Origin of the sequence: Hylemonella gracilis (assembly GCF_004328645.1) — a bacterium.
Classification (GTDB): Bacteria; Pseudomonadota; Gammaproteobacteria; order Burkholderiales; family Burkholderiaceae_C; genus Hylemonella; species Hylemonella gracilis_B.
This window is the reverse complement of the sequence record NZ_CP031395.1, coordinates 201,310-225,244: the sequence shown is the minus strand read 5'-3', so window position 1 is coordinate 225,244 and position 23,935 is coordinate 201,310. Positions and strand designations below refer to the sequence as shown.

The following is a 23,935-nucleotide window of genomic DNA, read 5'->3' as shown; positions in this document are numbered from 1 at the left end:
TATCCATGCATGCACACGTCAGCACTTGTTCTGTTCTCCGGCGGCCAGGATTCCACCACCTGCCTGGCCCAAGCGCTCAGCCGCTACGAGCGCGTTGAAACCATCGCCTTCGACTATCGCCAGCGCCATGCCGTGGAGCTCGACGCTCGCCTGCGCGTGTTGGCAGAGCTGCGCCGCGCCTACCCTCACTGGTCGGGCCGACTGGGCCAGGACCATCTGCTGGACGTGGCCGTACTCGGCGCAGTCAGCGAAACCTCACTGACCCGCGAAACCGAGTTCCAGATGCAGGCCAACGGCCTGCCCAACACCTTTGTGCCAGGGCGTAATCTGCTGTTCCTGACGCTGGCGGCGGCGGTTGCCTATCGGCGTGATCTTCAGGTACTGATCACCGGTGTCTGCGAGACCGACTTTTCCGGTTACCCGGACTGCCGGGACGACACCATGAAAGCCATGCAGATCGCGCTGTCGCTGGGCATGGACAAGCGCCTGCTGATCGAGACGCCGCTGATGTGGATCGACAAGGCCGAGACCTGGCATCTGGCCGAGTCGCTGGGCGGAAAGATGCTGGTGGACCTGATCGTGGAGCACACGCACACCTGCTACCTCGGGGAGCGCGGCCAGCGCCATGTCTGGGGCTACGGCTGTGGTCATTGCCCGGCCTGCGAGTTGCGAGCCCGGGGCTGGGAACGGTATCGCGCGGCGGCCTAGGCGTTCGAGATGCCGCTGGCCACATGGCCGGCCGGCACGTGCTCGGCTGCGGAATTGACGTGGCCGACCTGGTCGTCAAAGAAGAAGTCGGGCTCGAATTCGCGCAAGAATTCCCCCTTTTCCAGCCCACCCAGGAACATGGCTTCGTCCACCTCGATGTTCCAGTTCATCAGCGTGCGGATGGCCCGCTCATGCGCCGGCGCGCTGCGCGCGGTGACCAGCGCGGTGCGGATGCGCATGGTGGGCGTGCCTTCCTGCTGCAGACGGTGCAGGGCGGCCAGCAGCGGCTTGAAGGGGCCGGCGGAAAGCGGTGTGAGCGCCTTGTCCTGTTCGTGCTGCTGAAATGCGGACAGGCCCGAAGATTGGTACACGCGTTCGGCCTCGTCGTCGAACAGCACGGCGTCGCCGTCGAAAGCGATGCGCACTTCGTTCGGGTGCCGGTCCGCTGCTCGCGCGGAATGGGTGGCGACGGTCGCCGCCGCGAAGCCCTCGCTCAGGGCGGCGCGCACGTCCTCCGGGTTCGCCGAAAGGAACAGATTCGCGCGCAGCGGCTTGAGGTAGCGCCAAGGTGATTGACCGCGCGTGAAACTGCCGCGCACGATGGGCAGACCATAGTGTTGCGCGGAGCGAAAGACGCGCATGCCAGAGACCGGGTCATTGCGGGACAGGATGGCCACCTCCACGCGCTGCGCCTGCGCATCGTTGAAGGCCAGTAGCTTGCGCACCATTGAGAACGCCACGCCCGGCTTGGCTGGAACGTCAAGTTTCTCGAGCTGCAACTTCATGTAGGCCCGGTCATCGCTTTGCTCGAAGAGGCTGTTTTCTTCTTCGAAATCAAAGAGCGCGCGTGACGAAATCGCCACGACGAGCTTGCCGTTCAGAGTGTTGGCCATGCATGCATTCTATGCATGCGGGTGCACACGTCTTGGGCTGGCCCTGGTCGACGCTTGGCGGCGCCCCCAGGGGCGGCGGGCGCGAGGTTCCGGATCAGCCGAATTTCTCGAGCAGGCGCGTGACGCGCTCGATTTCCTTCTTGACGCGCGGGTCGTTCTGCTTGCCGCCGATGGCTTCCTGGACATGGCAGGCGATCAGGCGATAGAAAGCCTTGTCCATGGCCCTGCGCACGGCGGACATCTGCAGCGCCAGATCCTCGTTGCTGCGTTCTGTCTGAATCATCTCGATCACGCCACGGACCTGGCCTTCGATGCGGCGCAGGCGATTGATCACATCCTTCTGATGTTCGGAGCGCGTGTCGGTGGCGCTGCTGCGCGCAGAGGATGTTTTCCGGGGAGTGGTGGCGGTTCTGGACATGGTGTGAAATGAAACTGGCTGCGCGCCCAATAACAAGACACCGCTCGGTAACTCGAGGCCGCGCGCAGAACCTGATTGTCCAGGTCGGATGCGGTGCCGGAGGGCGAGTGGCAGTGGCCGCAGTGTGCCGGATGCAAGTGGCCCGCACCACGTTCAGGGGTGGGCGATTTGTATGAGTTTGTAGCTTTGTATCGGAGCGGTCGACAGGCTGGGAGGTCTCGTGTCGACTATGTGAGAAACCGATACGGGTCGATACAAAAGCGCGGTGGTCTGGGTCGCACGACCCAGTGCTCATGCCGTCAGGGGCACTGGCTTGAGCTTGAGCTTCTGGGCTTGACGAGCGAGTGTCTCGTTCAGCGTGGCCACCCCCTTGGCGCCCGCGCGCTCGGCGCAAGCCAGGTGCAGGGCCTCGGCCGCGCCCAGCTGGTTCGCCGGGTCCTGGGCCATCTGGGCGGCGCGGTGATGATCCAGCGCGTCCACCGGCAGCAGGCGCAGGTCGCTGCCGATCAGGCGTTGGAAGCGGTCCCAGACCGCGCGCGCCTGTTCGGCATTCAGTTGCTGGCTGCGCTGCTTCCAGCCCAGCACTTGGCTGAACTCGGTCATGGTCCACACGCTGGAGACCAGCTCATCCTCGCTGGCGGCGTACCAGCCGGCGGCGGAAGCGCTGTTGGGTTCCTGCATCAGCAGGGCAGCAATGACGGTGGTGTCGACGTAGATCATCGGTCAGGGCCTAAGACGAAGGATGCAAGTGCGCCATCGGCTCACGGGCCGCTGCGCAAGGACTCCAGCGAGGCCCGGCTGGGCGGCATGGCTGCGCGCGCGGCTTCGAGCTCGGCGGCGAAGGCGGCGCGGTCCCAGCCAGCGGGCTTGAGCGTCAGCGTGCCATCCTTGCCGATATCGGCTTGGAGCAGGGCCCCGTCCTGCAGGCCGTGCTGGCGCACGAATTCCTCGGGCAGGCGCAGGGCCAGACTGTGGTCCCATTTCGAGGCTTGAAGGTTCATGGGCTTAAGCGTAGAGGTGGGCTGTGTGAAGGCTCGACAAGGGGCTCGTGACGAGCGCGGCTTATAGGCGTTGGCGCCCCCGACAGGAATCGAACCTGTATCTAGCGCTTAGGAGGCGCTCGTTCTATCCATTGAACTACGGCGGCGGAAGCAGGCCATTTTATGGCCTTTGCCTCCGTCGCCGACGGCCGCATCAGTTCACCCCCATCCCAACCCTTCCCCCTCAAGGGGGAAGGGCAGGTGGCGTTCCATCATTTCGTCAGCAGGCGCATTGCTTCTTCCAGTCCGCGCAGGGTCAGTGGGTACATGCGCTGGTTCATCAACTGCTGGACGATGGAAATGCTCTGACGGTATTGCCAGGCGCCCTGCGGTTCGGGGTTGATCCAGGCGAACTTGGGGAAGGCCTGGGTCAGGCGCTGCAGCCATTCCGCCCCTGCCTCTTCGTTGTAGTACTCGACGCTGCCGCCAGGCTGGACGATTTCATAGGGGCTCATGGTCGCGTCGCCGACGAAGATGAGCTTGTAGTCCTTGTTGTACTTGCGGATGATGTCCCAGGTCGGGAACTTCTCGCCAAAGCGACGGCGGTTGTTCTTCCACATGAAGTCGTAGACGCAGTTGTGGAAGTAATAAAACTCCAGGTGCTTGAACTCGGCCTTGGCCGCGCTGAACAATTCTTCCACGCGCTGGATGTGCTCGTCCATGGTGCCGCCCACGTCCATGAGCAGCAGCACTTTCACGTTGTTGTGGCGCTCGGGCACCAGCTTGATGTCAAGGTAACCGGCGTTGGCCGCCGTGGCACGGATGGTGTCGTCCAGCGCCAGTTCCAGTTCGTTGCCCTCGCGCGCGAAGCGCCGCAGGCGCCGCAAGGCCACCTTGATGTTGCGTGTGCCGAGCTCCTGGCTGTCGTCGTAGTCCTTGTAGGCGCGTTGGTCCCAGACCTTGACCGCGCTCTTGTTGCGGCCCTTTTCCTGCCCGATGCGCACGCCCTGCGGGTTGTAGCCATTGGCGCCGAATGGCGAGGTGCCGCCGGTGCCGATCCACTTGTTGCCGCCTTCGTGGCGTTCTTTCTGTTCCTCGAAGCGCTTCTTGAGCGTCTCCATCAGTTCGTCCCAGCCCAGCTTCTCGATCGCGGCCTTTTCTTCTGGGCTGAGGTGGAGCTCCAGGTTCTTGCGTAGCCAATCCAGGGGAATGTCCTGGGTGAAGTCGGCCCGCAGTTCCAAGCCCTTGAAGTAGGCCGAGAAGGCACGATCGAACTTGTCGTAGTGCTTCTCGTCTTTCACCAGCGTGGCGCGACTGAGGTAATAGAAGTCATCGATCTTGTAGCCGCCGGTCTCCCCGTCCCCCGACGCCGGGCCGACTACGCCTTCCTTCAGCGCCTCCAACAGCGTCAGGTACTCCTTGACCGAGACCGGCAGCTTGGCCGCGCGCAGGGTGTAGAAGAAGTCGATGAGCATGGTGCGCCCTTCTGGCGTTGCGATACGCCTGTCTGCAGATCAGCCTCGCGGCTTGCTTAGCTGGTAGTCCAAGTGCGCCTTCACCGCAGGCCATTCGCTCGCGATGATGCTGTAAACACAGGTGTCACGCAATGTGCCCTTGGCGTCCGGATGTGGGTTGATCTGATGGCTGCGCAGCACGCCGTCAAGCTTGGCGCCCAGGCGTTCGATGGCGGCGCGGCTGGCCTGGTTGAACCAGTGAGTGCGGAACTCCACGGCGATGCAGTTCAGTGCCTCGAAGGCGTGGCCCAGCAGCAGGCGCTTGCATTCGGTGTTGATGGGGCTGCGCTGCACGGCGCGGCGGTACCAGGTGCTGCCGATTTCGACGCGCCGGTTCGTCGCGTCGATGTGCATATAGGTCGTCATGCCGACGGCGCGGTTGGCCAGGTCGCCCGCCCAGGCCGCGTCCGGCAGCACGATGGCGAAGGGCATCATGCTGCCCTGGGCCTGCAGGCCGAGCCGCCGGTCGATCTCCGCCTTCATGCCCTCGGGCGTGGGCACGCTGGTATACCAGAGCTTCCAGAGTTCGCCGTCCTGCACGGCCTCCACCAGATCGTCGTGGTGGCGTTGGGCCAGGGGCTCCAGCCGGACATGCAGGCCGCGGAAGGTGACGGGTTCGACAAACGCCATGGTGCTTGTTGCTCCTGATCAATGAAGAAGTGGGGGTAGGGTGTGTCAGCGTGCGGCGATGACGCGGCGTGCCACGGTCTTGCCCAGTCCACAGCCCAGCGCGATCAGGACCAGCCCTGCAATCTCGCGCCAGCCGTAGGCACCGGGCGCGGAGAAGAAATCCAGTCCGAGCAGCAGGCCCAGGCCCCAGCCAGCCAGGGCGCCGATGACGAAGCCGGCGGCGTCGGCCAGTCCTTCCTTGAATGCCTGGCGAAACTGGGGGCTCATGGGTATTCCTTCGTGGGTTCGGGGTGGGGTGGCGCGCGTCCGGGCGCGTTTGCGCCCTTGGGTGTCCGCCCCCCGCTTGGGGTGGTCGGACAGGGCTGCTTCAGCGGTTGTGGCGCTGCATGAAGACGAGTTTTTCGAACAGGTTCACGTCCTGTTCATTCTTGAGCAAGGCGCCTGCCAGCGGGGGCACGATGACCTTGTCGTCCTGGCTGTGCAAGGCATCGAGGGGGATGTCCTCGGCCAGCAACAGCTTGAGCCAGTCCAGCAACTCGGAGGTGGAGGGTTTCTTTTTGAGGCCCGGCAGGTTGCGCAGGTCGAAGAAGGTCTTGAGCGCGGCGCTCAGCAGGTCCGGCTTGAGGGTGGGGAAGTGCACGGCCACGATCTGCTTCATCGTTTCCGCGTCGGGGAACTTGATGTAGTGGAAGAAGCAGCGACGCAGAAAGGCGTCGGGCAGTTCCTTTTCGTTGTTGCTGGTGATGAAGACCAGGGGGCGGTGCCTGGCCTTGATCAGCTCGCGCGTCTCGTAGCACCAGAATTCCATGCGATCGAGCTCGCGCAGCAGGTCGTTGGGGAACTCGATATCGGCCTTGTCGATTTCGTCGATCAACAGGGCCACGGGCTGCTCGGCCGTGAAAGCCTGCCAGAGCACGCCCTTGACGATGTAGTTTCTGATGTCCTTGACCTGGTCATCCCCCGCACCCGCCAGTTGACTGTCGCGCAGGCGGCTGACCGCGTCGTACTCGTACAGGCCCTGTTGTGCCTTGGTCGTGCTCTTGATGTGCCATTCGAGCAGCGGCATGCCCAGCGCCTTGGCGGCTTCCTCGGCCAGCAGGGTCTTGCCGGTGCCGGGCTCGCCCTTGACGAGCAGAGGGCGTTTCAGGGTGAGGGCGGCGTTGACGGCGAGCATCAAGTCCGGCGTTGCGACGTAGTTCTTGGAGCCTTGGAATTTCATGGGTGGGTCATGGGTGCAAGGGGCAAGCCGGGGGATCGTGACGTGACGCGGCGCGTACCGCACGAGCCGCGATTGGCGCGCGGGCGCGGAGCCCGCAGATATAATCGCCGCCGAACGATTCAACCACAGGCTGATTGTCCTCGCAAAATGAAGAACCTCAAGAATTTGGCGCTGGCGCTCTCTTCCCTGCTTGTCGCGGGCGTGACGGCTTTTTCCGCTGCCTCCGTGTCTGCCCAGGAGATCAAGGGTGACGCCAAGGCGGGCGAGCAGAAGAATGCCATGTGCATCGGCTGCCACGGTATCCCGGGCTACAAGGCCACGTTCCCCGAGGTGTACCAAGTGCCGAAGATCTCGGGGCAGAACGCCCCCTACATCTCGGCCGCCTTGCACGCCTACCAGAAGGGCGATCGTCGCCATCCGTCCATGCGTGGCATCGCCGAGAGCCTGAGCGAACAAGACATCGCCGATCTGGCGGCCTATTACGCCGCGCACGGTCAGAACCTGGCGGTGGCCGCCACGGCCGCGCCGGCTCCGTCGGCCAAGGTGACCGAGCTGCTGACCAAGGGCGCCTGCGTTTCCTGCCACGGCGAGGGCTTCTCGAAGCCGATCGACGGCAGCTATCCCAAGGTGGCGGGCCAGCCGGCGGACTACCTGTTCGTGGCGCTCAAGTCCTACAAGACCGAGCCGCACGCGACCTGGGGCCGCGCCAATGGCGTGATGGGCGGCATCGCCAAGCAATTCAGCAATGCCGAGCTGAAGGAGTTGGCCAACTACATCAGCAGCCTGCCGGGCGACGTGAAGACGGTGCCGGAAAGCCGCTTCCGCTGAGCTGTTCCTACCCCCACAAAAAAGCCGCTCATCGAGCGGCTTTTTTTCTTGGTTTTTTGTGTGTGTGTTCTGAGAGTGGCAGCGCGCGCTGCCGTCTGGGTGACGGTCCGCACGCCGTGAGCGAACCGCGGTGTCTCCCTGTCTCCACCCTCAGTCTCGTGTTGCCTTGCGCTGCACGCAGGCGATGTAGGCCTCGCCATCGGGCGCGCGGCCTGCGCGTTGACTTTCCCACAGCATGGTGCCCAGGCAGTCCATGGCGTCGTGGTGAGCGGCGTGCAGGTCGCCGCGCCGCGCCGCCAGCAGCTCGACGGCCTGGCGGATGCCACGGGGTTGGTCGATGCTGCTCTGTTCGCTGATGGACAGGTGCATGGACAGATGCAGGAAGGGGTTCATGGACGCCCCGTGCGTGCCGTCTGGCTGCGCGGCGTAGCCCCCCTCATACACCTGGGCGACGGCGGTGTCCGCGTCGGCCAGGTCGGCGTGGTACTCGGGGTGTTCGTTGATCCATTGGCTGGCGAGCTGCTCGATGGCTTCCATCGGCTGGCCTGCGCGGGACTTGGCGTAGACGGCGCAGAAGAAGCGGCGCACGTCGGCATGGGAGGGCTGGAACATGGGGCGATTATCCCGTCTGGCCCAGGCGCAGCCGTTCGCTCAGGGTCTGGGCGGCGCGCAGCAGGGGGGGCAGCAATTGCTCCTGCGCGACCTTGGCGCTGGTGCGGTTCACTTGGCCGCTCAGATTGAGCGCCGCGATGGCGCGGCCCGCACGGCCCCGAATGGGGGCCGCCAACGAGAGCAGTCCTTCTTCCAGTTCCTGGTTCACCAGGCTCCAGCCCTGCTTGCGCACTTGCTGGATCTTGGCCAACAGGGCTTGCGGCTCGGTCGTCGTGTGGCGGGTCATGGCCCGGGGCGGGCTTGCCTCAAGGCGGTGCAGCACCTGGGCATCGTCCAGCTCGGCCAGCAGCACGCGGCCCAGCGAGGTGCAGTAGGCCGGCAGGCGTGAGCCGATGCCCAGGGTGTTGCGCATGATCTTGTGGGTGGGCACGCGCAGCACATAAACGATGTCCGTGCCGTCCAGCACCGCGGCGGAGCAGGATTCTTTGACTTCTTCCACCAGCGCTTCCATGACCGGTTCGGCCAGGCTCCAGATGGGCATGGAGGAGAGGTAGGCAAAGCCCAGGTCCAGGATGCGTGCCGTCAGGCGGAACAGCTTGCCGTCGCTTTCCACATAACCCAGGGTCTGCAGCGTGAGCAGGATGCGGCGCGCGCCCGCGCGGGTCAGGCCGGCGCGCGCGGCGACTTCGCTCAGCGTTTGCGCAGGCGCTTGCGCGCTGAAGGATCGGATGACGTCCAGCCCGCGCGCGAAGGACTGCACGTAGCTGTCGCCGGGGCGCTGAGTCTCGGGGCGTGTCGCGGGCTGGGCGGGTGGCATGACAGGGCAGGGTAGGCAGCTGGTCTAGAATTCATTATACGAACAAATGTTCTTTAGGCGAACATACTCGGATCATCAAAGAGGAGCAATTCCATGATCGACAAGATCGTCGCCTCGGTGGCGGACGCACTGGCCGATGTGAAGGATGGAGCCACCGTGCTGATTGGCGGCTTCGGCACGTCAGGCATACCTGCGGAGCTGATCGATGGCCTGATCGCGCAGGGCGCGAAGGACCTGACCGTGGTCAACAACAACGCGGGCAACGGCGACACTGGCCTGGCCGCGCTGCTCAAGACCGGGCGCGTGCGCAAGATCATCTGCAGCTTTCCGCGCCAGGCGGACAGCCATGTGTTCGATGGGCTGTACCGCGATGGCAAGCTGGAACTGGAATTGGTGCCGCAGGGCAATCTGGCCGAGCGCATGCGCGCGGCCGGCGCGGGCATCGGCGCCTTCTTCTGCCCCACGGGCTATGGCACCGAGATCGCGAAGAACAAGGATGGCTCCAGCAAGGAGACGCGGGAGATCAACGGGCGGCACTATGTGCTGGAGTACCCCATCCACGGCGACGTGGCCCTCATCAAGGCCGAAGCCGGTGACCGTTGGGGCAATCTGACCTACCGCATGGCGGCGCGCAACTTCGGCCCCGTGATGGCCATGGCGGCCAAGCAGACCATCGCCACCGTGCACGAGGTCAAGGCACTGGGCGAGCTCGACCCGGAGGCCATCGTGACTCCCGGCATTTTCGTCAGCAAGGTCGTGAAGATCGCGCGCGTGGCGACGCAGGCCGGCGGGTTCAAGAAGGCGGCCTGAAAGTGACTGAAGTCGAACACAGGAGATGACGATGAGCAGCTATCAAAAACGCAGCAAAGACGAAATCGCGCTACGCATCGCCCAGGACATTCCGGATGGCGCGGTGGTCAACCTCGGCATTGGCCAGCCCACGCTGGTGGCCAACCACATTCCCACCGGGATGGAAATCATCTTGCAGAGCGAGAACGGCATCCTGGGCATGGGGCCCGCGCCGACTCCGGGGCAGGAGGACTATGACCTCATCAACGCCGGCAAGCAGCCGGTGACGCTGTTGCCGGGCGGGGCCTTCTTCCACCATGCCGACAGCTTCGCGATGATGCGCGGCGGGCACCTGGACATCTGCGTGCTCGGCGCCTTCCAGGTCAGCACCACGGGCGACCTTGCCAACTGGAGCACCGGCGAGCCCGGCGCCATCCCCGCCGTGGGCGGCGCCATGGACCTGGCCATCGGCGCCAAGCAGACCTGGGTGATGATGGACCTGCTGACCAAGAAGGGCGAGAGCAAGCTCGTGCGCCAATGCAGCTATCCGCTGACAGGCTTGCAATGCGTCAAGCGTGTCTATACCGAGCTTGCGACGTTCGCGTGCACGCCCGAGGGCCTGAAGCTGATCGACAAGGTGGAGGGCCTGAGCCATGCCGAACTCGAGAACATGGTGGGCCAGCCCATCGCAACAGCCTGAAGCGTCGCACGCGCAGCCCCTAGACACAAAGCGAGGAGATTTCTTCATGAGTCAACAAACCACCAGCCACCAGGCCTTTATCTGCGACGCGATCCGCACTCCCTTCGGTCGCTACGGCGGCGCGCTGTCCTCCGTGCGCACCGATGACTTGGGTGCGATCCCGCTCAAGGCCCTGATGGCGCGCAATCCCCGGGTGGACTGGGGTGCGGTGAGTGACGTGCTCTACGGTTGCGCCAATCAGGCCGGCGAGGACAACCGCAACGTGGCGCGCATGGCCTTGCTGCTGGCGGGCCTGCCCATCGAGGTGCCGGGTGCGACCATCAACCGCCTCTGCGGTTCGGGCCTGGACGCCGTGGGCAGCGCGGCGCGCGCCATCAAGTCGGGTGAAGCCACGTTGATGATCGCGGGTGGCGTGGAGAGCATGAGCCGCGCGCCTTTCGTGATGCCCAAGGCCGAATCCGCCTTCAGCCGCGCCAACGCGGTGTACGACACCACCATCGGCTGGCGCTTCGTCAACACGCTGATGAAGGCGCAGTACGGCGTGGACGCCATGCCCGAGACGGCCGAGAACGTGGCGACCGATTTCAAGATCGAGCGCGAAGCCCAGGACCGAATGGCCTTGCGCAGCCAATTGCTGGCCGTGGCCGCGCAGAAGGCCGGACACCTGGCGCGCGAAATCACGTCGGTGACGATCCCGCAGAAGAAAGGCGAGGCCATCGTGGTGGACCGGGATGAGCACCCGCGCGAGACCAGCCTCGAAGCCCTGGCGAAACTCAAGGGGGTGGTCAACCCCGATGGCACCGTGACGGCGGGCAACGCCAGCGGCGTGAACGATGGCGCCTGCGCGCTGCTGCTGGCCGACGAAAAGACCGCCGCCCGCCACGGCCTGACGCCGCGCGCGCGCGTGGTTGGCATGGCGACCGCCGGCGTGGCCCCCCGCATCATGGGCATGGGTCCCGCGCCGGCCACGCAAAAAGTGTTGGTGCAGACCGGACTGACGCTGGACCAAATCGACGTGATCGAACTCAACGAGGCGTTCGCAGCTCAGGGCCTGGCCGTGCTGCGCCAACTGGGACTGAAGGACGATGACGCGCGCGTCAACGCCTGGGGCGGCGCGATCGCGCTCGGCCACCCGCTGGGTGCCAGCGGCGCGCGCCTGGTGACCACCGCTGTCAACCAGCTGCACCAGCGCGGCGGGCGCTACGCCCTGTGCACCATGTGCATTGGCGTCGGCCAGGGCATCGCGGTCGTGCTCGAAAAAGTCTGATCGTATTTTTACAAGGAGACAACATGTGCATGCAACTGACCTCGCACCGGGCGCGCCTCGCAACGCTGTGCGTGACCTCTCTGCTCGCGTTCTGCGGCCTGGCCCAGGCCCAGACCTACCCGAACAAACCCATCACCATCGTCGTGCCCTTCGCGGCGGGCGGTGCCACCGACATCCTGGCGCGCGTGGTCGGTCAGCATCTGGGCGATGAACTCAAGCAGTCGGTGATCGTGGACAACAAGCCCGGCGCGGGCGGCAACGTCGGCGGAGCCTTCCTGGTGAAGTCGGCGCCGGATGGCTACACGCTGTACATGGGCGCGGTGGGCACGCAAACCATCAACCCTTTTCTCTACAAGAAGATGAGTTTTGATCCGATCAAGGACATGGCGGCCATCTCGCGTGTGGCCAACGTGCCCAATCTGCTGGTCGCGCACCCGGACAAGCCCTACAAGACTGTGCCCGAACTGATCGCCTACGCCCAGGCCCATCCCGGCAAGGTGAACTTCGGCTCCTCGGGCAGCGGCACGTCGGTGCATCTGTCGGGTGAGTTGTTCAAGTCCCTGGCCCGGGTGGACATGACCCACGTGCCGTACAAGGGCAGCGGTCCGGCCATGTCCGATCTGCTGGGCGGGCAGATCGACATCATGTTCGACAACATGCCTTCGGCCCTGCCCCACGTGAAGGCCGGCAAGCTGGTGCCCCTGGCCGTGACGACGCCGAAGCGCGCGCCCGAGTTGCCGGACACGCCGTCCATCGGCGAGTTCGTCAAGGGGTATGAGGCCACCTCGTGGTTCGGCCTGTTCGCGCCGGCCCAGACGCCCCCGGCCGTGATTCAGACTGTGCACACCGCCCTGGGCAAGGTCATGGCCCGGGCCGAGGTGAAGGCCAAACTGGCCGAGCTCGGCGCCGAGCCTGTCTACGAAACGCCCCGGCAGTTCGACACCTTCATCACCGCCGAAGCCATCAAGTGGCGCAGGGTGGTCCAGGAATCCGGCGCCAGCGTGGACTGATGCCAGATCAGGGGCGCGTCCGTGCAGTCCGTGCACCTGCAAGTTTTTTGCGTCCACCGAAAAAGTGATTTCCCGGTTTCGGCTTGCACCGGTCCGGTCTTTGTCCAACACTGCAGCCCAACGAGGAGCAGCACGTGGCGATGTTTTTTCTGAAAGCGGGCAAGCCAGGGTTGCCCATGGCTGGTCATCTGGCCATGCACGCGAAAAATGACCTGGCAGACGCCGGGCTTGGGGCAGCGGCATGAATTCGTTCATCTACACGGCCCAGCCCGCGCGCGTGGTTTTCGGCGCGGGCGCCCTCTCGCAACTGGGCGAGGAAATCGCAGCACTGGGTGCGACCAAGGCCCTGGTGCTGTGCACGCCCGAGCAGCGGGCCTCGGCCGAGAAGGTGGTTGACATGCTGGGCGCGCGCGCCGCGGGCGTGTTCGATCGCGCCGTGATGCACGTGCCGCTGGAAACTGCACACGAGGCTCGCGAGGTGGCGAGGCGGCTCGGCGCGGACTGCGCCGTGGCCATCGGCGGCGGCTCGACCACGGGCCTGGGCAAGGCCATCGCCCTGGATTCGGGCCTGCCCATCCTGGCCATTCCCACCACCTACGCGGGCAGCGAGATGACGCCGATTTACGGTCTGACCGATGGCAGGCTGAAGAAAACCGGCAAGGACATGCGCGTGCTGCCGCGCACCGTGATCTACGACCCCGAGCTCACGCTCAGCCTGCCCGCGACCCTGTCTGTCACCAGTGGCATCAACGCGATCGCTCACGCGGCCGAGGGCCTGTACTCGGTGGAAGGCAATCCCATCATGAGCCTGATGGCCGAGGAGGGCATCGCCGCCCTCGGCCGCGCGCTGCCGTGCATCGTGGCCAACCCACGGGACCTCGCGGCGCGAGGTGACGCGCTGTATGGCACGTGGTTGTGCGGCACGGTGCTGGGCCATGTGGGCATGGCTTTGCACCACAAGCTTTGCCATACCCTGGGCGGCAGCTTCAAGCTGCCGCATGCCGAGACGCACACCATCGTGCTGCCGCAGGCCTTGGCCTACAACGGTGTCGCCGCGCCCGAGGCCATGCGGCGCATTGCACGGGCCCTGAATGGCGCAAGCGGGTCGGGCAGTGTTTCGGCGGCCCAGGCCGTCTACGACCTGGCCCGTGCGAACGGCGCACCCGTGGCCCTGCGCGACATCGGCATGAAGGCCGCGGACCTGGACCAGGCGTGCGACATTGCCTTGCAGAACCAGTATCCGAACCCCCGACCGCTGGAGCGCGCGGCGATCCGCCAGTTGCTCCAGGACGCCTGGGAGGGCGTGCGCCCCCCGACGTGATCGGGTTTAGGTCCATGGTTCCACCTCCGGGATAAGACCCTGGGTTGATCGGGGGTACTTGTTGATTAAATTGTGTCAAATTTAATTTGAAGCAATAATTCAGCCCATGCCGAACCCCAGCCTTTCTTCCGACGTGGCGCTGCAGCTGGACCACCAACTGTGCTTTGCGCTGTACTCGGCCTCCCATGCCATGTCCAAGGCCTACAAGCCCCACCTGGATACGCTGGGCCTGACCTATCCGCAGTACGTGGCGATGCTCGTGCTGTGGGAGCGCGATGGCCTGACGGTTTCCGAGATCGGGGAGCGTCTGTACCTTGACTCAGGCACGTTGACACCTTTGCTCAAGCGGCTGGAGTCGGCGGGGTACATCAGCCGTCTGCGTGACACCGCCGACGAGCGGCGCGTGCTCATTCAATTGACCGCCACGGGCCGCCGCCTCAAGGCCAAGGCCGAATCCATTCCTGCCTGCATGCTGGAAGCCATGCAGTGTTCCCTGGGCGAAATTGCGGCCCTCACCCATCAGGTGCAACAGCTGCGCGATCGCCTGCAGGCCCAGCAGGCCTGAAAGATTTCCTCTTCCCCTGTCCCTTTTCTTCACCACCAGGAGCTCACCATGCCCAACATTCTTGAAAAAGTCGTCTACACCGCCAAGGCCCACACCACGGGCGGCCGCGAAGGTCGTTCCACCACCGACGATGGCCTGCTGGATGTGAAGCTGTCTCCGCCCAAGGCCATGGGCGGCGCCGGTGGCGCCACCAACCCCGAGCAACTGTTCGCCGCCGGTTACTCGGCCTGCTTCATGGGCGCGATCAAGCATGTCGCCAGCATGAAGAAGGTCGCCGTTCCTGCCGATGCCTCGATCGATGCCGAAGTGGACATCGGCCCCATCCCCCAGGGCTTCGGCATCGCTGCCCGCCTGGCCGTGAGCCTGCCGGGTCTGGACCGCGCCGTGGCGCAGGATCTGGTGGACACGGCGCACCAAGTCTGCCCCTATTCCAACGCCACCCGCGGCAACATCGTGGTGGAACTGCGCCTGGTCTGAGTCCAGCGACGCCACAAGAAAAGGGCCTCACGGCCCTTTTTTTGCGCCTGCTCGGACCGGCGCCCCAGGCTTGGGGGCGATGGCACGACAGCATCGGAAGATTCAGTTCTCCCCGAAATGCCCCGTCCACTTCCGTTCGTAGTTCAGCATGACAAAGTGCTCGGCCATGAAGTCGATGAAGGTGCGCACCTTGGCCGAGAGGTGCTTGCGGCTGGGGTAGGCCAGGTTCACGGTGAGGCGGGGCAGGTCCCATTCGTCCAGCATGGGCACGAGGCGGCCGGCCACCATGTCTTCGTAGACGATGTACGTGGGCAGGATCAGGATGCCCAGGCCGTCCAGCGCGGCCGCGCGCAGCACCTGTCCGTCGTTGGATTCCACCAAGCCCTTGACCTGCACCGTCGTCTCGACACCATCGCGCGTGAAGCGCAGCTCGTAGGGGTTGTTGGCGTAGGTGTAGATCAGCAGCTGATGGTTCCGCGCCAGGTCTTCGGGCGTCTGGGGGCGGCCGTGTTTCGCCAGGTAACGCGGCGAGGCGGTCAGCAGGCGGCGCGTGCCCGCGAGCCGACGCACGGTGATGTTGGAGTCGGGTTCGAACTCGCGGGTGCGGATGGCCACGTCGATGTTGTTGTCGATGATGTCCAGGTAGCGGTTGGCCGTCTCCACGTGCACGCTGACCTGCGGGTAGCGCTCGGTGTAGGCGCGCAACAGCGGCGCGATGTGGTGCATCGAGAAAGAAAGCGAGGCCGAGATGCGCAGCGTGCCCGTGGGCTTGAGCGTGCGTGCGTTGACGGCGTCCTCGGCGTCCTGCAGCTCGGCCAGCAGGTTGCGCGCGCGGCCGAGGAACTCCAGCCCGGTGTCGGTGAGGTAGAGGCGGCGTGTGTTGCGCTCGACCAGGCGCGCACCCAGCCGTTCCTCCAGAGCATGCAGATGACGGCTGGCCGCAGCGTTGGAAAGGTCCAGCGCATCGGCAGCGCGGCTCAGGCTGCCGGTCTCGGCCACCTGAACAAATAACTGAAGTTCTGCGAAACGGTCCACGCCGGTCTTCCTCGGGTAATCCCCTGCTTTTTCTCTGACTGCAAAAGTCAATTGCGTCTGTGTTCTTTCGCAAATTGTCGGGGACTTTTAGAGTGCGCCCATCTCATAAGAACCCTCAGGAGACCGCGCGCATGCGCAACCTCAACGAAGACACCATCACCCAGGCTGTGCTCGGGCGTTTCGCCGACATGCCCGATGGCCGCTTGAAGGACATCATGACCAGCCTGGTCCAGCACCTGCACGCCTTCGCGCGCGAGGTGCGCCTGACGGAGGAAGAGTGGTTCCAGGGCATCCAGTTCCTCACGGACACCGGTCACATCACGGACAACAAGCGGCAGGAGTTCATCCTGCTGTCCGACACCTTGGGCCTGTCCATGTTGACGGTGGCTTTGAACAACAGGAAACCCGCCGGTTGCACCGAGGCCACCGTTTTCGGGCCTTTCCACGTCGATGGCGCGCCGCAGTACGCGCTGGGCGAAGACATCTCCAACGGCGCGCGGGGCGTGCCCTGCCTGGTGCGTGGCACGGTGCGCGGTGCCGGCGGCGAGGGCGTGCCCCATGCCCGACTGGATGTCTGGCAGTCCGACGAAGAGGGGCTGTACGACGTGCAGCACGCCGGGATCAAGCATGCGCAGGCGCGCGGCATCCTGCAGGCCGATGCCGAGGGGCGTTACCACTTCCGCTCCATCCTCGCCGTGCCCTATGCGATCCCGCACGATGGGCCGGTGGGGCGGATGCTTGAGGCGACCCGGCGTCATCCCTGGCGCCCGGCCCATCTGCATTTCATGATCGAGGCCGAGGGGTACGAGACGTTGATCACCCACGTCTTCCGCCGCGACGACCCCTACCTCGACTCCGATGCCGTGTTCGGCGTGCGCCAGTCCCTGATCGCCGACTGGAACCCCCAACCCGATGGCACCTACCTCGTGGACTATGACTTCGTGCTGAACCCCAGGAAGACATAGCCGCCACGGTCGTTCCACCCCCTGATGAACCAAGAAGGAGACAAACCATGAAAAAACGTTATCTCATCTGGGCCGCGTTCTGCGCCGCCCTGACCCTGGGCATGGGTGGCGCCAACCTAGCCCGCGCCGAACAGACCTTCAAGCTCACCATCGCGTCCAGCCATCCCGTGGTGCTGCCCTGGGTGGGTTTGATGAGCACGCTCTTCGTGCCCGAGGTCAACAAGCGGGTCGAGGCGCTGGGCAAGGGCTACAAAATCGAGTGGCGCGAGGCCTATGGCGGCCAGCTCTACAAGATGAACGCCACGCTGACCAGCGTGGAACAAGGGGTCACCGACATCGGCTGGGTGTTTCACCAACTGGAGGCGGCCAAGATGCCGCTGGCACAGTTCGGCACCGTCACGCCCTTCACCACCGACGACGTGCGCATCATCCTCGACGTGGCCAACGAGATGAACGAGAAGGTGCCCGCGCTCAAGCGCGAGTGGGAACGCAACAACGTGGTCTTCCTCGGCGCGACCGGGGTGGACACCTACCACCTGTTCACCAAGCAGCCGGTCCAGACCTACGCCGACCTGCGCGGCCGCAAGATCTCCGCGCCGGGTTCCATCGGTCTGTGGCTCCGCGGCTCGGGCGCGGTGCCGGTGGACGGTTCGCTCACCAGCTACTACACCGACATCCAGAGCGGCGTGTCTGACGGCGCGATCTCGATCTCCACCGGCATCCTGCCCAACAAGATCTACGAGGTGGCCCCCAATATCACCACGGTCAACATCGGGGCGCTCTACATCGGTGGCATGGCGATGAACAAGGACAGCTATGCCGCGCTGCCGAAGGAAATTCAGCAGATCGTCAAGGATGTGGGCAAGGTGTATTCCAAGGCCTTGGGCGAGACGCTGATGCAGCGCTACGAAGGCGCGCTCAAGACCATGGCCGACGTGGGGGCCAAGCAGAACCCGCCCGTCAAGATCAGTGAACTCTCGGTCGCCGAGCGGACCAAGTGGGTCCAGACCATGCCCAACCTGGCGGCGGACTGGGTCAAGGCCAATGCCAGCAAGGGGCCGGCGAAGGACATCGTCTCGACCTACATGAGCGAGTTGCGCAAGCGCGGTGTCAAGCCGGTGCGTGACTGGGACAAGGAATTGTGAAACACCCCAGGCTCCGCGCCCTTTGTCCGCTGCGCCACCTCTCCGGGGGCAACGCCAGTGGCCCGGCGAAGCTGGTTCCACGGTGTTCCCCGGCTGGGGGTGCGGCGCCAACAGCCTAGAGGTTTGACTTGTCTTACGAAACCAATACGGACCTGGAGTCCACTCCTTCTGCCTCGGGCGCGCCCGACAGTGCCTTCGGCCGCCTGATCGACGCGCTCAACGCCGCCGGTTCGGTGCTGATCGGCGCGGTGATGCTGCTGATGTGCGCGGACGTGCTGCTGCGCAACCTGGCCAACCGGCCCATCGATGGCGTGGCCGAGCTGGTGGCCACCAGCATCGTGATGATCGTTTTCTTGCAATTGCCGGCCACACTGCGGCATGGACGCATGTCGCGGGCCGACCTGTTCATCGACCCCTTCATTGACCGGCGGCCGCGCGCGGGCAAGCGCCTGCGCGCCCTGTTCTCGGCGACGGGCATCTTCGCCTGCGGGGTCATTGCCTACGCGAGCTGGTGGCCCCTACTGCGATCTTGGACGGAGGACGAGTTCCTCGGTGTCGAAGGCCTGTTTACCTTTCCCATCTGGCCCATGCGCGCGCTGGTGGTGCTGGGCGCCGCGCTGGCCGCCGTGCAATACCTGCTGCTGGCGGTGCAGGACCTCCGGGAGAGCCCGGGCACGACGGCGGATGCAGTGACGAAGCAGGAGGCCCGGCATGAGTGACGTGCAAGTCGGACTGCTGTCCATCCTGCTGATACTCGCTGCCATTTACTTCGGCATGCACATCGGCGTGGCGCTCATCGTTACCTCTTTTGTCTGCGTGGCGCTCATCAAGTCGCCCGAGATCGCGGCGCGTTTCGTCGCGGCCTCGGCCAACGACGCGATCCGCGACTATCTCTTCGGCGTGATCCCCCTGTTCGTGCTGATGGGGATGCTGGTCAGCGTGAGCGGGATCGGGCGCGATACCTTCGACGTGTTCCAGTGGCTGACGCGCCGCATACGCGGTGGACTGGGTTTGGCGACCGTGTGCGCCAACGCGGTGTTCGCGGCCATCACGGGCATTTCCATCGCCTCGGCCTCGGTGTTCACCAAGGTGGCGGTGCCCGAGATGATCCGCCACGGCTACACGCGCCGCTTCGCCGTGGGCGTCGTCGCGGGCAGTTCGGTGCTGGGCATGCTCATCCCTCCCTCGCTGCTGATGATCGTCTACGGCGTCCTGGCCGAAGAGTCCATCGGGCGCATGTTCATCGCGGGCATCGTCCCGGGCATCGTGCTGGCCCTGGGCTTTCTGCTGCTGATCGTGGGTATGGCCTACCTGCGGCCGAACGCGATCCTGGACAACCCGGCGCTGGCCGCGCGCCATGCGGCCGAGTCGAACGAAACCTGGCGTAGCGCGAGCCTCAAGTTCCTGCCCATCTGTCTACTGATCGTGCTGGTGCTGGGAGGGCTGTATGGGGGGCTGTTCACACCCACCGAGGCGGGGGCCGTGGGCGCGGCCGGCGCCTTTGTCATCGCCTTGCTGCGCCGCAGCCTCAGCTGGCGCAAGCTCTGGAATGTGCTGACGGAGACGGGTTACGTCTCGGTCTCGGTGCTCTTCCTCATCATCTCGGCCATGCTCTACAGCCGCATGCTGGCGTTGACGGGCATGCCCGGTGGCGCGATGCAAGCCATCGCCACGCTGGAAATGGGGCCCTGGGCCTTCCTGATCGCCTACCTGCTGATCGTGTTGGCCCTGGGCTGCATCATCGACTCGGTGTCCATCATGCTCATCATGCTGCCCATCGCGTTGCCGGTGGCCCAGAGCTTCAACATGGATCTCATCTGGTTTGGGGTCGTCACCGTGGTGGCGGTCGAGATCGGCCTGTTGACGCCTCCCTTCGGCGTCTCGGTCTACACCGTCAAGTCCGCGCTCAACGACCCCCACATTTCCATCCGCGACATCTTCGTCGGCGTCCTCCCTTTCGTGCTGGCCATGGTGGTGGTGCTGGCCTTGCTGGTGGTCGTCCCCTCGCTGTCCACCTGGCTCGCGCGCTTGTAGTCGTGGACAGGAGTTGCATCCATGCTGTTTGTCTTTTTCCTGATCGATAAACCCGACCATGGCGCGTTGCGGTCGCGTGTACGTCCGGAGCACAAGGCCTATCTGAGTGCCGTGGCTGGACGCATCGCCTTCGCCGGACCCTTGGTCCACGACGACGGCCAGACCATGCTGGGCAGTCTGCTGGTGATCGACTTTCCCGACCGTGAGGCGGCCCATGCCTGGCTGGCGGACGAACCGTTCACGAAGGCGGGGCTGTACGCGAGCACGGCGGTCCACGCCTTCGTGAACCTGTGGCCGCAATGCGCGGGTTTCCCGCTTGTTTCCTGAGGACGAGCCGAACCCCATGATCAAGCACATCGTGATGTGGAACCTGCGTGGCGACACGCCCGAACAGAAGGCTGCTGCCGCCGCCTTGCTCAAGCAGGGCTTCGAGAGTCTGCGCGGGCGCATTCCGGGCCTGCTGTGCATCGAGATCGGCATCGACAACAGCCGCGTCGATTACGCCTGCGACGTGGTGCTCTACAGCGAGTTCGAAAGCCAGGCCGCGCTGGACGCCTACGCCCATCATCCCGAACACCTGCGCCTGCGCCAGACGCTGGGCGATATGCGCATCGCGCGCCATCAGGTGGACTATTTCATTTGAAAAAGGAGCAACCATGAGCAATGCCAATACCCTGCAGGACGAGCTGCTGATCCGACAGATGAGCCTGGGCTGAGCGGTGGCCAAACGCGAATGTCCCCGGGCTGGCAGTCCCGGCCCGGACGTCGCAGAATCAAGCCCCGTTTTTTCTTACTTGCATTTTTCCCATGTCCAAACAACTTGACTCCCAGGCGCTGAATCAGCTTTTCCTCGCCGCGCGCACCGCCAACGGCTTTCTCGATCAGCCGGTCGCCCCGGACCTGCTGAAACAGGTTTATGAATTGGCCCGCATGGCGCCCACGGCCATGAACTCCCAGCCGACGCGCTATGTCTTCATCTCCACGCCCGAGGCCAAGGCCCGCCTGCTGCCTTTGATGGCCGCAGGCAACGTGGACAAGACCCGTGCCGCGCCGGTGACGGTGCTGGTGGCGACCGACAGCAAGTTTTACGAGCACATGCCGCAGATCTGGCACGGCGCGGGCGCCAGGGAGATGCTGGAGGGCAATCCGGCCATGGCCGGCAAGATGGCCAGCCTCAACGGGGTGCTCGGTGGCGCGTACTTCATCCTCGCCGCGCGTTCCCTGGGCCTGGATTGCGGTCCCATGGCGGGGTTCGATGCAGCCAAGGTCAACGCCGAATTCTTCCCCGATGGCCGCTGCAGCGTCAATTTCATCCTCAACCTGGGCTACGCAGACCACAGCAAGGAGTTCGCGCGCAACGGTCGCCTGAGCTTCGAGCAGGCGTGCACTATGCTCTGAGCGCAGCGTACACCCGCGGCGGCATTGTTGCGTCCCTCGCTGCCCTCCCCTCAAGGGGAGGGCTTCCCCATGGGCCTTGATGCAGAATCCCCTCTGCATGCTCACGCTCATCTACGCCCATCCCTATCCCCTGCATTCACGCGTCAACCGGGCCTTGCGGCAGGCGGTTGACGAGCTGCCAGGCGTCCGCACGCGCGACCTCTACGCGCTCTACCCGGACTTCCACATCGATGTGGCGGCTGAGCAGGCGGCCCTGGCCGAGAGCCGGATCATCGTGCTGCAGCACCCGATGCGCTGGTACCACACGCCCGCGCTGCTGAGCCTCTGGTTCGAGAAGGTGCTGGCCTATGGCTGGGCCTACGGGCATGACGCCACCGGGCAACGCGCGCGTGCCCTGCAAGGCAAGCGCCTGCTCTGGGCCGTGACGGCCGGCGGTGCGCAGAGCGCCTACAGCCCCGAAGGCTACAACCAGCACACCGTCCATGAAATGGGAGCGCCGATACGCCAGACCGCCCTCTACTGCGGCATGGAATGGCTGGAGCCGCACGTGGTTTACGGCACGGGTCAGCTGGAGGTGGTGACGCTGGCCCAAGCGGCCCGCGGCTACCGCGACCGTCTGGTCGAACTGCTGCAGGAGGGGGTGGCATGAGCGCCGTCGTCGCCGCGCAGCAGGCCGTCAACGCCGCATCGACCGCCGCGGGCAGTCATGGTCCCAATCTGGTGCCGGTGGTCACGTTGCTGGCGGCCGCCGTCATCGCCGTGCCCCTGTTCAAGCGCCTGGGCCTGGGTGCGGTGCTGGGCTATCTGGCGGCGGGACTGCTGATCGGCCCCTCGGTGCTGGGCTTGATCCATGACCCCGCGACCATCCTGCAGACGGCGGAACTGGGCGTGGTGATGTTTCTGTTCATCGTTGGACTGGAAATGCGGCCCGCGCACCTGTGGCAGATGCGACGGCAGATTTTCGGCCTGGGCGTGTTGCAGGTCGGGCTGGCGATGGCGCTGCTGACGCCCGTGGGCGTGGTGATCGGAGCGTGGCTGGGGCGGGGGCTCGATTGGGAGCAGGCCTGGGTGGCGGGCACCGGTTTCGTGCTGACGTCGACCGCCATCGTCATGCAGATGCTCGTCGAGCGCAAGCAACTGGCCAGCCCGGCGGGGCAGAAGGTGGTGTCCATCCTGCTGCTGGAAGACCTGCTGATCGTGCCCTTGCTGGCCATCGTGACCTTCATCGCGCCCGGTGGACACGAGGGCGGCCACGTGGCCCTGGGCTGGCAGGTGCGCGCGCTCAACATCGGCCTGGCCCTGGGCGCCTTTTTAGTGCTCCTGGCCGTGGGGCGCTGGCTGCTGAACCCGCTGTTCGTCCTGTTGAGCGCCGTGCGTTCGCGCGAAGTCATGACGGCCGCGGCCCTGCTCGTGGTGCTGGGGGCGGCCCTGTGGATGGACCTGGGAGGCCTGTCGACGGCCATGGGCGCGTTCATCGCCGGGGTGATGCTCGCCGAGTCGTCCTTCCGCCACCAGCTCGAAGCCGACGTGGAGCCGTTCAAGGGCCTGCTGCTGGGTCTGTTCTTCCTTGCGGTCGGCATGTCGATGGACCTCACTGTCATTGCGGCGCAGTGGCAGTTGGTGCTCGGTAGCGTGGTGGCTTACATGTTGCTCAAGTCGGCGGCCATCTACCTGATCGCGCGGCTGGTGAAGACCAGCCACGAGGTGGCGCTGGAGCGCATGGTGCTGATGGCCCAGGGCGGTGAATTCGCCTTCGTGCTGTATGCCGCCGCGACCTCGGTGGGGCTGATGGAGGCCGAGGTGAACTCCGTCTACACGGCGGTCATCATCCTGTCCATGGTGCTCACGCCGCTGATGCTGATCGCGCACGGCCGCTGGGTCTCTCGCTGCGCACGCCGGCGCATCAACGAGCCCGAGCGGGCCTACGACACCGAAATGGACCACAGCCCGGTCATCATCGCGGGCTTTGGTCGCTTCGGCCAGATGGTGGGTCGTCTGCTGCTGGCCAATGGCATCGTCAGCACCATCATGGACAGCGACGCCGAGCACATTGAAAGCATGCGGCAGTTCGGCTTTCACGTGTATTACGGCGATGCGACCCGACTGGATCTGCTGCAGGCCGCAGGCGCGGCGCAAGCCAAGGTGCTGGTGGTGGCCGTGGACGACAAGGAAGCCGCCAAGACCATCGTCGAACGGGTCCGTCAAGCCTATCCGCACCTGCAGGTGTTCGCTCGCGCTTACGACGTCTCCCATTACTACGACTTGCGCAGGATCGGTGCGCACGTGGCGCAGCGCGAGGTGTATGAGAGTTCCTTGCGCCTGGGGCGTCACGTTCTGGAGACACTGGGCGTGGGCGCCTACGAAGCCAAGGAGATGGCGGATGGTTTCCGGCTGGCGAACGAAAAACAGGTGGATGCCTTCGCCCGCATGCGCGAAAAGGCCGAATTCAAGGACTACATCCAGGCCATCCGCACCAGCCGGGAAGAGCTTGAGCGCCAGTTGCGCGAGGAAACCGCGCAGCGGGGCAAGGAAGGCCACGACTGGGAGGCCAGCGAGCGGCGGGCCCACGACGAGCGGCCCTGAGTGCGGCGCGCGCCGCGAGATCGGCGC

At 65.0% G+C, this 23,935-nt stretch carries 29 protein-coding genes and 1 tRNA gene; 18 read left to right on the top strand and 12 right to left on the bottom strand.

What is annotated here, in order from left to right; all coding sequences use genetic code 11:
- Positions 1-9 precede the first annotated feature (9 nt).
- Entirely contained in the window at positions 10-708 is a 699-nt protein-coding gene (gene queC / locus DW355_RS01085) for a 7-cyano-7-deazaguanine synthase QueC (protein ID WP_131277221.1), read from the top strand.
- On the opposite strand, the gene DW355_RS01080 is transcribed toward queC, so the two are convergent.
- From DW355_RS01080 to DW355_RS01040, 9 genes are all read right to left on the bottom strand, one after another.
- Positions 705-1,601, bottom strand: a complete 897-nt coding sequence (locus DW355_RS01080; protein WP_131277218.1) for a 5'-nucleotidase — start codon at positions 1,599-1,601, stop codon at positions 705-707. The genes queC and DW355_RS01080 overlap by 4 nt on opposite strands.
- Before the next feature lie 94 nt (positions 1,602-1,695).
- A complete protein-coding gene (locus DW355_RS01075; RefSeq protein WP_131277215.1) occupies positions 1,696-2,019 on the bottom strand; it encodes a metal-sensitive transcriptional regulator in 324 nt (107 codons plus the stop codon).
- A gap of 291 nt (positions 2,020-2,310) precedes the next feature.
- Positions 2,311-2,739: a type II toxin-antitoxin system VapC family toxin gene (locus DW355_RS01070; protein WP_131277212.1), complete on the bottom strand. Its 429-nt coding sequence runs from the start codon at positions 2,737-2,739 to the stop codon at positions 2,311-2,313.
- A 41-nt stretch (positions 2,740-2,780) separates the two neighbouring features.
- The gene (locus tag DW355_RS01065) at positions 2,781-3,020 is read right to left on the bottom strand and encodes an AbrB/MazE/SpoVT family DNA-binding domain-containing protein (protein ID WP_131277209.1); all 240 of its coding nucleotides are present in this window, start codon (positions 3,018-3,020) and stop codon (positions 2,781-2,783) included.
- 71 nt (positions 3,021-3,091) lie between these two features.
- A tRNA-Arg gene (locus DW355_RS01060) sits at positions 3,092-3,166 on the bottom strand.
- A 105-nt stretch (positions 3,167-3,271) separates the two neighbouring features.
- On the bottom strand, positions 3,272-4,474 hold the full coding sequence (locus DW355_RS01055; protein ID WP_131277206.1) for a vWA domain-containing protein: 1,203 nt from the start codon (positions 4,472-4,474) through the stop codon (positions 3,272-3,274).
- Positions 4,475-4,513: 39 nt separating this feature from the next.
- Positions 4,514-5,143, bottom strand: a complete 630-nt coding sequence (locus DW355_RS01050; protein WP_131277203.1) for a GNAT family N-acetyltransferase — start codon at positions 5,141-5,143, stop codon at positions 4,514-4,516.
- A gap of 45 nt (positions 5,144-5,188) precedes the next feature.
- Positions 5,189-5,410 carry a hypothetical protein gene (locus DW355_RS01045; protein ID WP_131277200.1) on the bottom strand — a complete coding sequence of 74 codons (222 nt, stop codon included), beginning with the start codon at positions 5,408-5,410 and terminating at the stop codon, positions 5,189-5,191.
- Positions 5,411-5,510: 100 nt separating this feature from the next.
- The gene (locus DW355_RS01040) at positions 5,511-6,362 is read right to left on the bottom strand and encodes an AAA family ATPase (protein ID WP_131277197.1); all 852 of its coding nucleotides are present in this window, start codon (positions 6,360-6,362) and stop codon (positions 5,511-5,513) included.
- 147 nt (positions 6,363-6,509) lie between these two features.
- Here DW355_RS01040 and DW355_RS01035 point away from each other — a divergent pair, with 147 nt between their 5' ends.
- Entirely contained in the window at positions 6,510-7,190 is a 681-nt protein-coding gene (locus DW355_RS01035) for a c-type cytochrome (RefSeq protein ID WP_207388056.1), read from the top strand.
- A 150-nt stretch (positions 7,191-7,340) separates the two neighbouring features.
- Here the strand turns inward: DW355_RS01035 and DW355_RS01030 are convergent, their stop codons facing one another.
- Both DW355_RS01030 and DW355_RS01025 read right to left on the bottom strand, forming a co-directional pair.
- On the bottom strand, positions 7,341-7,802 hold the full coding sequence (locus DW355_RS01030; protein ID WP_131277194.1) for a DUF1841 family protein: 462 nt from the start codon (positions 7,800-7,802) through the stop codon (positions 7,341-7,343).
- Between the two features lie 7 nt (positions 7,803-7,809).
- Complete coding sequence (locus DW355_RS01025) at positions 7,810-8,619, bottom strand: IclR family transcriptional regulator domain-containing protein (RefSeq protein ID WP_131277191.1); 810 nt, start codon at positions 8,617-8,619, stop codon at positions 7,810-7,812.
- 93 nt (positions 8,620-8,712) lie between these two features.
- On the opposite strand from DW355_RS01025, the gene DW355_RS01020 reads away from it, so the two are divergent.
- The 7 genes from DW355_RS01020 to DW355_RS00990 all read left to right on the top strand — a co-directional run bounded on the left by DW355_RS01020 (position 8,713) and on the right by DW355_RS00990 (position 14,748).
- The gene (locus DW355_RS01020) at positions 8,713-9,429 is read left to right on the top strand and encodes a 3-oxoacid CoA-transferase subunit A (protein WP_131277189.1); all 717 of its coding nucleotides are present in this window, start codon (positions 8,713-8,715) and stop codon (positions 9,427-9,429) included.
- Positions 9,430-9,460: 31 nt separating this feature from the next.
- On the top strand, positions 9,461-10,108 hold the full coding sequence (locus tag DW355_RS01015; RefSeq protein WP_131277186.1) for a 3-oxoacid CoA-transferase subunit B: 648 nt from the start codon (positions 9,461-9,463) through the stop codon (positions 10,106-10,108).
- Between the two features lie 46 nt (positions 10,109-10,154).
- The gene (gene pcaF, locus DW355_RS01010) at positions 10,155-11,375 is read left to right on the top strand and encodes a 3-oxoadipyl-CoA thiolase (protein WP_131277183.1); all 1,221 of its coding nucleotides are present in this window, start codon (positions 10,155-10,157) and stop codon (positions 11,373-11,375) included.
- Positions 11,376-11,404: 29 nt separating this feature from the next.
- Entirely contained in the window at positions 11,405-12,385 is a 981-nt protein-coding gene (locus DW355_RS01005; protein ID WP_431733224.1) for a Bug family tripartite tricarboxylate transporter substrate binding protein, read from the top strand.
- Between the two features lie 241 nt (positions 12,386-12,626).
- Entirely contained in the window at positions 12,627-13,706 is a 1,080-nt protein-coding gene (locus tag DW355_RS01000) for a maleylacetate reductase (protein WP_131277177.1), read from the top strand.
- Between the two features lie 106 nt (positions 13,707-13,812).
- A complete protein-coding gene (locus tag DW355_RS00995; protein ID WP_131277174.1) occupies positions 13,813-14,271 on the top strand; it encodes a MarR family winged helix-turn-helix transcriptional regulator in 459 nt (152 codons plus the stop codon).
- 48 nt (positions 14,272-14,319) lie between these two features.
- A complete protein-coding gene (locus DW355_RS00990) occupies positions 14,320-14,748 on the top strand; it encodes an organic hydroperoxide resistance protein (RefSeq protein ID WP_131277172.1) in 429 nt (142 codons plus the stop codon).
- Positions 14,749-14,850: 102 nt separating this feature from the next.
- Here the strand turns inward: DW355_RS00990 and DW355_RS00985 are convergent, their stop codons facing one another.
- Positions 14,851-15,783 (bottom strand): LysR family transcriptional regulator, encoded by a 933-nt coding sequence (locus DW355_RS00985; protein ID WP_131277169.1) that lies wholly within the window; start codon positions 15,781-15,783, stop codon positions 14,851-14,853.
- 131 nt (positions 15,784-15,914) lie between these two features.
- Here DW355_RS00985 and DW355_RS00980 point away from each other — a divergent pair, with 131 nt between their 5' ends.
- From DW355_RS00980 to DW355_RS00940, 9 genes are all read left to right on the top strand, one after another.
- Positions 15,915-16,748, top strand: coding sequence for an intradiol ring-cleavage dioxygenase (locus DW355_RS00980; RefSeq protein WP_131277167.1), 834 nt, complete (start codon positions 15,915-15,917; stop codon positions 16,746-16,748).
- Between the two features lie 47 nt (positions 16,749-16,795).
- Complete coding sequence (locus DW355_RS00975) at positions 16,796-17,893, top strand: C4-dicarboxylate TRAP transporter substrate-binding protein (protein ID WP_131277164.1); 1,098 nt, start codon at positions 16,796-16,798, stop codon at positions 17,891-17,893.
- Between the two features lie 128 nt (positions 17,894-18,021).
- A complete protein-coding gene (locus DW355_RS00970; RefSeq protein WP_131277161.1) occupies positions 18,022-18,612 on the top strand; it encodes a TRAP transporter small permease subunit in 591 nt (196 codons plus the stop codon).
- Entirely contained in the window at positions 18,605-19,927 is a 1,323-nt protein-coding gene (locus DW355_RS00965) for a TRAP transporter large permease (protein ID WP_131277158.1), read from the top strand. Before DW355_RS00970 ends, DW355_RS00965 begins: the two co-directional genes overlap by 8 nt.
- 21 nt (positions 19,928-19,948) lie before the next feature.
- Complete coding sequence (locus DW355_RS00960) at positions 19,949-20,254, top strand: YciI family protein (protein WP_131277155.1); 306 nt, start codon at positions 19,949-19,951, stop codon at positions 20,252-20,254.
- A gap of 16 nt (positions 20,255-20,270) precedes the next feature.
- Entirely contained in the window at positions 20,271-20,570 is a 300-nt protein-coding gene (locus DW355_RS00955; protein ID WP_131277153.1) for a Dabb family protein, read from the top strand.
- A 164-nt stretch (positions 20,571-20,734) separates the two neighbouring features.
- Entirely contained in the window at positions 20,735-21,325 is a 591-nt protein-coding gene (locus tag DW355_RS00950; protein WP_131277149.1) for a malonic semialdehyde reductase, read from the top strand.
- Positions 21,326-21,422: 97 nt separating this feature from the next.
- Entirely contained in the window at positions 21,423-21,974 is a 552-nt protein-coding gene (locus tag DW355_RS00945) for an NAD(P)H-dependent oxidoreductase (RefSeq protein ID WP_131277146.1), read from the top strand.
- Positions 21,971-23,908, top strand: a complete 1,938-nt coding sequence (locus tag DW355_RS00940) for a monovalent cation:proton antiporter-2 (CPA2) family protein (protein ID WP_131277143.1) — start codon at positions 21,971-21,973, stop codon at positions 23,906-23,908. The genes DW355_RS00945 and DW355_RS00940 overlap by 4 nt, the downstream gene beginning before the upstream one ends.
- Positions 23,909-23,935: the final 27 nt, after the last annotated feature.